We start from the raw sequence: 6,973 nt of genomic DNA on the forward strand, positions 1-6,973 counted from the left end.
AAACTATACTCGGCGACAACGAAGATTGGGGCCATCGCAATGGGTGGTCGACAAAAGGTTCCATGTGGCGCGACAATGCGCCGGTGGTGAATACTGGGATTTGGGAAGGCAGGGATATGACCAAAATCCATTCCAAATTGGATACGCGTTCGGCGGAATTTGCTGAAAATTCGGAAGCCATGAAGGCCGTTGTTGATGATCTGGCCGCCAAGGTCGGCGAGATCAAACAGGGCGGCGGTGAAAAGGCACGGGACAAACATCTGTCGCGAGGCAAGTTGTTGCCGAGGGACCGCGTCCGCAATCTGTTGGACCCGGGGTCACCTTTCCTGGAGCTGTCGCAGATGGCGGCCTATGACATGTATGATGCCAATATTGCCGCAGGTGGCATCATCACCGGCGTCGGGCGTGTGTCAGGCCAGGAGTGCATGATTGTTGCCAACGATGCGACGGTGAAGGGGGGGACCTATTACCCAATCACTGTCAAAAAGCATCTGCGTGCGCAGGAAATTGCCGAACAGAATAATCTTCCCTGTATCTATCTGGTGGATTCCGGCGGGGCCAACCTGCCAAACCAGGATGACGTCTTTCCGGACCGGGATCACTTTGGCCGGATTTTCTTCAATCAGGCCAATATGTCGGCCAAAGGCATTCCCCAAATCGCCTCGGTCATGGGCTCCTGCACGGCTGGCGGTGCTTACGTCCCGGCCATGTCGGACGAAAGTATCATCGTCCGCAACCAGGGCACCATCTTCCTCGGCGGCCCGCCGCTGGTAAAGGCGGCGACCGGCGAAGTGGTCTCTGCTGAAGACCTGGGCGGCGCGGATGTTCATTGCCGAACCTCCGGTGTCGCCGACCATTATGCCCAGGACGATACCCATGCCCTGTCGATTGTTCGCCGGATTGTCGGCAATCTGAACCGGACCAAGCCACGGTCGCTGAAACTGCGTGAGCCCGTTGATCCGCTTTATGATGCAGAAGAGCTTTACGGTGTCGTTCCCGCGGACAGCAAAAAGCCCTATGACGTGCGAGAGGTGATTGCCCGCATCGTTGACGGTTCCGAATTCGACGAATTCAAACAGCTCTACGGGACGACCCTGGTTTGCGGCTTTGCCCATATCTGGGGCTATCCGGTTGGGATAATAGCCAATAACGGCATTCTATTCTCTGAATCCGCCCAGAAGGGCGCGCATTTCGTCGAGCTTTGCTCCCAGCGCGGTATTCCGCTGGTCTTCCTGCAAAACATTACCGGCTTCATGGTCGGCAGCAAATACGAACAAGGTGGCATCGCCAAGGATGGGGCCAAGCTGGTAACGGCGGTCGCAACAACTCAGGTGCCCAAATTCACGGTCCTGATTGGCGGTTCCTTCGGGGCAGGCAATTATGGCATGTGCGGTCGCGCCTACAGCCCGCGCTTCCTCTGGATGTGGCCGAATGCCCGCATTTCGGTGATGGGTGGCGAACAGGCGGCCAATGTTCTGGCCCAGGTCAAGCAGGATAACCTGGAGGCGCGCGGGGAAACCTGGCCGGATGCCGAAAAAGAAGCCTTCATGTCTCCGATCCGGGAGCAATATGAAACGCAAGGCCACCCTTATTACGCCTCCGCTCGTCTATGGGATGACGGCATCATCGACCCCGCGGATACAAGAATGGTTCTGGGCCTTGGACTGGCGACAGCCACCAACGCACCGATTGAACAGACCAAATTTGGCGTCTTCAGGATGTAAGATGATGAGCGAGCAGAAATTCAAAACGGACATTGAGGGGGCCGTTGCCCGGCTCACCCTTACCAATCCCGACAAACATAATGCCTTTGACGATGCACTGATTGCCGGATTGACAGATGCCTTTCAGGGCTTTGGTGATAATGAGGCCGTTCGTGTTGTGGTTCTGGCGTCAGAGGGCAAAAGCTTTTCCGCCGGGGCGGACCTGAACTGGATGAAGCGTATGGCCGGGTACAGCCGCGAGGAAAACCTGGCGGACGCCATGGCTCTTGCTGAGTTGATGAAAACCATAAACACCCTGAACAAGCCCGTTGTTGGATTGATCCAGGGGGCGGCCTTCGGGGGCGGCGTTGGCCTTGTTGCCTGCTGTGACATCGCCCTTGCCAGCGACAAGGCGAGTTTCTGCCTGTCGGAAGTAAAGCTGGGCCTCATCCCGGCGGTGATCAGTCCCTATGTGGTGGACGCCATGGGCGCACAATCGGCACGGCGCTATTTTCTGACGGCGGAGCGGTTCGGTGCCCAGGAGGCCTACCGTCTGGGCCTTGTTCATGAAGTCGTGCCGCATGAGGCCCTGGACGAAAAGGGCGAAGCGCTGATTCAACAGCTTTTGACTGTCGGACCGAAAGCAACGGCGGCAGCGAAGGATCTGGTCTTTGCCGTGAACCGTCCCGTTGATGACGACGTGATCGCCGAAACGGCGGCGCGCATCGCCGATATCCGGGCGAGCGACGAGGGCAGGGAAGGCCTGTCGTCATTCCTTGAAAAACGCAAACCATCCTGGTTGGAGGGATAAATACCATGTTCAAGAAAATCTTGATCGCCAACCGGGGCGAGATTGCCTGTCGTGTTATCGAAACCGCGCGGGAAATGGCCATTGGGACTGTGGCGGTCTATTCCGATGCGGATGCCAAGTCCAAGCATGTGGCGCTGGCCGATGAGGCCGTGCATATCGGCCCGCCGGCGGCTTCTGAAAGTTACCTTCTGGGGCAGAAGATCATTGACGTGGCCCTGGAGACAGGCGCGCAAGCCATCCATCCGGGCTATGGTTTCCTGTCGGAGAATGCCGAATTTGCCGACGCCTGTGCCAGGGCTGGTCTGGTCTTTATCGGCCCGCCTGCAGATGCGATCCGGGCCATGGGCTCCAAATCCGAGGCAAAGGCTGTCATGGGCGATGCCGGCGTGCCATTGGTTCCCGGCTACCACGGCGATAATCAGGACGCAGAATTCCTTCACGGACAGGCCGACGAGATTGGCTACCCCTTGTTGATCAAGGCGTCCGCCGGTGGCGGGGGCAAGGGCATGCGCCTGGTGGAGAAATCCGGCGATTTTGCAGCCTCTCTCGAAAGCTGTCGGCGTGAGGCCCGCAATTCATTTGGCGACGATCACGTATTGCTGGAACGTTTTGTCACCCGCCCACGTCATATTGAAATGCAGATCTTTGCCGATTCCCATGGCAATGCGGTTCATCTGTTCGAACGCGATTGTTCGGTCCAGCGACGTCACCAGAAAGTGCTGGAGGAAGCACCTGCGCCGGGGATGAGCGAAGACCTTCGTAAACAGATGGGCGACGCTGCTGTCGCGGCTGCCAAGGCCATTGGCTATGAAGGGGCCGGCACCGTGGAATTCATCGTGGAAACCGATGAGGACAGTGTACCGGGGGCCTTCTTCTTCATGGAGATGAATACCCGCCTTCAGGTGGAACATCCCGTAACTGAGATGGTCACGGATCAGGACCTCGTGGAATGGCAGCTCCGTGTTGCTGCCGGAGAGGTCCTGCCGTTGTTGCAGGATCAGATCAACTGTTCCGGCCATGCCATTGAGGCGCGGCTTTATGCGGAAGACCCGGATAACGACTTTTTGCCAGCGATTGGCACATTGCATCATCTGCACTTGCCGGAAGACAAGGCGCGGATCGATTCCGGCGTACGCTCCGGCGATGAAGTCTCCATGCATTATGATCCGATGATTGCAAAAATAATCGTCCATGGCCGTGACCGGAATGAGGCGTTGCGGCGTATGGAAAGCGCGCTTCAGGCATCCCAGATAGCCGGGGTAACAACCAACCGGGACTTCCTGGCGGCTGTCGTCCGCCATCCGGCCTTTGCCAATGCACAATTGAATACGGGTTTCATTGCCAATTATGAGGTCGATCTGTTGCCAGAACGCGAGGCTGTGCCGTCGCAAACACTGGCGCTGGCGGTGGTGGCCCTGCTGCAGGATCGCGAAGCGGCCAAATCCGTCAACCCGTCCGATCCTTGGTCCCCGTGGAACTGCACGGACAACTGGCGGCTGAATGACAGCAGCCATACCACGTTCCATTTCGACGATGCCGGTGTTGAACGCCAGTTCGCCGCAACCATTGTCAACGGCAGCGTGAGTGTTTCGGAAGGGGGCGAAAGCCACGGCTTCGAGAATATCTGTCGGTCGGGTGCTGAAATCTCCGCCGTTGTTGATGGACGTCGCGTCGATGCGGTCGTTCATCAGGCGCATGCGGCGGTGACCATCGTTGACGGCATGACTTATCGTGTGAATGAGTTGGACCCGATGCGCAGTGCCGGGGAGGAAGAGGGCGGTTCGGGCCGCCTGACGGCCCCGATGCCGGGCAAGGTTACCGCCGTTCATGTGGCTGCAGGCGATACGGTCACGGAAGGTCAGGCTCTTCTGATCCTGGAGGCCATGAAAATGGAACATACGATTGTGGCGCCGATTGATGGGATTGTTGCATCGGTCCGCTACGCGGTGGGCGATCAGGTTGCCGAAGGGCAGGACCTGGTTACTTTTGAAGAAGAGGCCTGACAAAACTATATATTGTCATCGCCAGGATGGTTGAGGTGTGACATGGCATTGCCGAAGTCAGTAAAGATCGTGGAGGTCGGCCCGAGGGACGGCCTGCAAAATGAAAAAGCGACAGTTACCACCGACCAGAAGGTGGCGTTGATCGAACGGCTGGCCGCCGCCGGGCTTCAAGCGGTGGAGGCGGGAAGTTTCGTCTCACCCAAGTGGGTGCCCCAGATGGCCGACAGTGCGGACGTCCTGCGCCGAATTCAACGCCAGCCCGGCACCTCCTATCCCTGTCTCACCCCGAATATGAAGGGGTTCGAGGCGGCCATGGACTGTGGCGTGGAAGAAATCGCTATCTTTGGTGCGGCTTCGGAAAGCTTTTCCCGGAAGAACATCAACTGTTCGATTGATGAAAGCCTGGCGCGTTTTGCCGATGTCTGTGACGCGGCGCGTGCGAAGAATATCCGTATTCGCGGTTATGTCTCCTGTGTTCTGGGCTGCCCCTATGAGGGTGATATCGCGCCGGAGGCTGTGGCCGATGTTTCGGCCAAGATGCTGGAGCTCGGCTGTTATGAGGTCTCGCTGGGTGATACCATCGGCGTCGGCACGCCGGAACGGACCAAGCGATTGATTGAGACCGTTGCCAAGGTCGTACCCATCACCCGGCTTGCCGGACATTTCCACGATACCTACGGGCAGGCGCTGGCCAATATCTATGCGGCCATGGAAATGGGCGTTTCGGTTTTTGATTCCTCCATTGCAGGGCTTGGCGGCTGTCCTTATGCCAAAGGTGCATCGGGCAATGTGGCAACGGAGGATGTTCTTTACATGCTCCAGGGCTGTGGCGTAGAAACCGGTGTCGACTTCGACCAGATTCTCCAGGCAGGCTGGTTTATTTCCGATGTGATCGGCCGGGTGCCGGTCTCCCGCGTTTCCCTCGCCATGAAAGCCAAAGTATAAATTCATGTCCGACACCTCCACCGACGCTGCAACAATCCACCTCAGAAAACTTTGCGTCGGTGTGGAATCGGTAGAGCAGTTGGAGCAGTGGGTGCCCCATATCGCGCAGCAACGCGGCGGGATTACCTGGCATATCACGCGAAGCTGGCCGAAACGGGCGGATGAATTATTGGCCGGCGGCTCTCTTTACTGGATCATCAAAGGGGTGATGCAGGCCCGTCAGCGTATCATCGGCTTTGAGGAACATGCTTCCGAAGACCCTGATGAGAAGCCACGCTGCAAGATATTGCTGGAACCAAAAGTCATCCGCACTCAGGCCTGGCCGCACCGGCCGTTTCAAGGGTGGCGCTATCTCAAGCCGGGAGAAGCCCCTGCCGATCTGGGCGCGGAAGGCACCGGGGATGATCAGCTTCCACCCGAATTGGCGGCGGAACTCCGCAATCTGGGTGTTCTCTAGACCTATGTGCCGACTGATGTTTTGAACCACTCTACCAGTTCCGCCAACCGATGCCCCTCAGTCAGTGGTGTCGGCATGATCAGGGTCAGGGGCCGCGGACTTGGCAGCCTGATGTTGAAAGGCGCAATCACATCCTTGCGCTGCAGGGCATTTGTAACCAGCGTTTCGCGACCGATCAGAAGACCTCCGCCGTCGATCGCCGTCTGCAGGGCAAGGCTATAAAGGGAAAAACTGGCGCTGATCGTGGCCTTATCCGGATTAAGGCCGGCAAATTTCATCCAGGACGGCCAGTCCTGGGCCCAAACCGCATCGGCAAGCAGGGGCTGTTCTTCAAGCAGGCCTTCCGTGAGTTCAAGTTCTTTCACCAATGCCGGGCTGCAGACCGGGAACAGATAGTCCTGCGCCAGCACAAGCCTGGCGGGGTCGCCACTGTCGCTATTCAGGTAAAACAGGGCAAGGTCATAAGGTTCGCGACGGAAATTCGGTGGCGTTTCCATGGCGGTTACAGATATCTGCAGGTCCGGGAAGTGTTGGCGTAACTGCGGCAGGCGCGGGGATAGCCAAAGCTGTGCTATACAAGGCAGGGCCGCGATACGAATCTGTCGGACCGGACCCGCGTTGCGCAAGTCCTGGACGCTGTCACCAAGGCTGTCGAATGCCCGCACCAGACCGGGCAGCGCTGCTTTAGCCTGTGGCAATAGCTGTAATCCATGGCTTTGCCGCCGGAACAGCGGAAATCCCAACCAGTCTTCTAGGGCCTTCACCTGTTGGGCGACCGCCCCCGGCGTGACCGACAGTTCTTCGGCTGCCCGTGAAAAGCTTTCGTGCCGTGCGGCGGTTTCAAAGGCCTGTAAGGCTTTCAATGAAGGTAACCGCAGCTTGGGGGCATCTATCGCCATTGTTTCAGACCTAATTTTTCTATGCCTAGAAATGCAGAATAACTGGTTTGCCCGGCAAAGGCCAATTGGCGGATAGTGGGGGCACCGGATTTCTGAAGTTTTTTTGAAGGATAAGCGGGATGGCACATCTGGAACGGCGACCCTGGGTCCCTGAT

Annotated in this window: 7 protein-coding genes (1 of these 7 cut by a window edge); 6 read left to right on the forward strand and 1 reads right to left on the reverse strand. The window is 57.8% G+C overall.

The features are described 5' to 3' along the window. Nucleotides 1-116: 116 nt before the first annotated feature. From IF205_RS10505 to IF205_RS10525, 5 genes are read left to right on the forward strand one after another with little or no spacing between them, the layout of a single operon-like run. Complete coding sequence (locus IF205_RS10505; RefSeq protein ID WP_259779327.1) at nucleotides 117-1,724, forward strand: carboxyl transferase domain-containing protein; 1,608 nt, start codon at nucleotides 117-119, stop codon at nucleotides 1,722-1,724. Nucleotides 1,725-1,728: 4 nt separating this feature from the next. Then, nucleotides 1,729-2,514 carry an enoyl-CoA hydratase/isomerase family protein gene (locus IF205_RS10510; RefSeq protein ID WP_259783264.1) on the forward strand — a complete coding sequence of 262 codons (786 nt, stop codon included), beginning with the start codon at nucleotides 1,729-1,731 and terminating at the stop codon, nucleotides 2,512-2,514. Between the two features lie 5 nt (nucleotides 2,515-2,519). Then, nucleotides 2,520-4,517 carry an acetyl/propionyl/methylcrotonyl-CoA carboxylase subunit alpha gene (locus IF205_RS10515; protein WP_259779328.1) on the forward strand — a complete coding sequence of 666 codons (1,998 nt, stop codon included), beginning with the start codon at nucleotides 2,520-2,522 and terminating at the stop codon, nucleotides 4,515-4,517. A gap of 42 nt (nucleotides 4,518-4,559) precedes the next feature. Further along, nucleotides 4,560-5,462: a hydroxymethylglutaryl-CoA lyase gene (locus IF205_RS10520; protein WP_259779329.1), complete on the forward strand. Its 903-nt coding sequence runs from the start codon at nucleotides 4,560-4,562 to the stop codon at nucleotides 5,460-5,462. Nucleotides 5,463-5,466: 4 nt separating this feature from the next. Next, a complete protein-coding gene (locus IF205_RS10525; protein ID WP_259779330.1) occupies nucleotides 5,467-5,919 on the forward strand; it encodes a DUF1489 family protein in 453 nt (150 codons plus the stop codon). 2 nt (nucleotides 5,920-5,921) lie between these two features. Here the strand turns inward: IF205_RS10525 and IF205_RS10530 are convergent, their stop codons facing one another. Continuing rightward, complete coding sequence (locus tag IF205_RS10530) at nucleotides 5,922-6,818, reverse strand: LysR substrate-binding domain-containing protein (RefSeq protein ID WP_259779331.1); 897 nt, start codon at nucleotides 6,816-6,818, stop codon at nucleotides 5,922-5,924. Nucleotides 6,819-6,937: 119 nt separating this feature from the next. On the opposite strand from IF205_RS10530, the gene glyA reads away from it, so the two are divergent. Next, nucleotides 6,938-6,973 carry the start of a serine hydroxymethyltransferase gene (gene glyA, locus IF205_RS10535; protein WP_259779332.1) on the forward strand. The gene runs 1,287 nt beyond the window's last position, so only the first 36 of its 1,323 coding nucleotides appear in the window; the start codon lies at nucleotides 6,938-6,940; the stop codon falls past the right edge of the window.

It is taken from the genome of Aestuariispira ectoiniformans (assembly GCF_025136295.1).
Classification (GTDB): domain Bacteria; phylum Pseudomonadota; class Alphaproteobacteria; order UBA8366; family Aestuariispiraceae; genus Aestuariispira_A; species Aestuariispira_A ectoiniformans.

Bases quoted from the DNA above. Each gene is read 5' to 3' on its own strand.
- IF205_RS10505 (WP_259779327.1), top strand. From the start codon at position 117: ATGACCAAAATCCATTCCAAATTGGATACGCGTTCGGCGGAATTTGCT.
- IF205_RS10530 (WP_259779331.1), bottom strand. From the start codon at position 6,818: ATGGCGATAGATGCCCCCAAGCTGCGGTTACCTTCATTGAAAGCCTTA.
- IF205_RS10525 (WP_259779330.1), top strand. From the start codon at position 5,467: ATGTCCGACACCTCCACCGACGCTGCAACAATCCACCTCAGAAAACTT.
- IF205_RS10520 (WP_259779329.1), top strand. From the start codon at position 4,560: ATGGCATTGCCGAAGTCAGTAAAGATCGTGGAGGTCGGCCCGAGGGAC.
- IF205_RS10510 (WP_259783264.1), top strand. From the start codon at position 1,729: ATGAGCGAGCAGAAATTCAAAACGGACATTGAGGGGGCCGTTGCCCGG.
- IF205_RS10515 (WP_259779328.1), top strand. From the start codon at position 2,520: ATGTTCAAGAAAATCTTGATCGCCAACCGGGGCGAGATTGCCTGTCGT.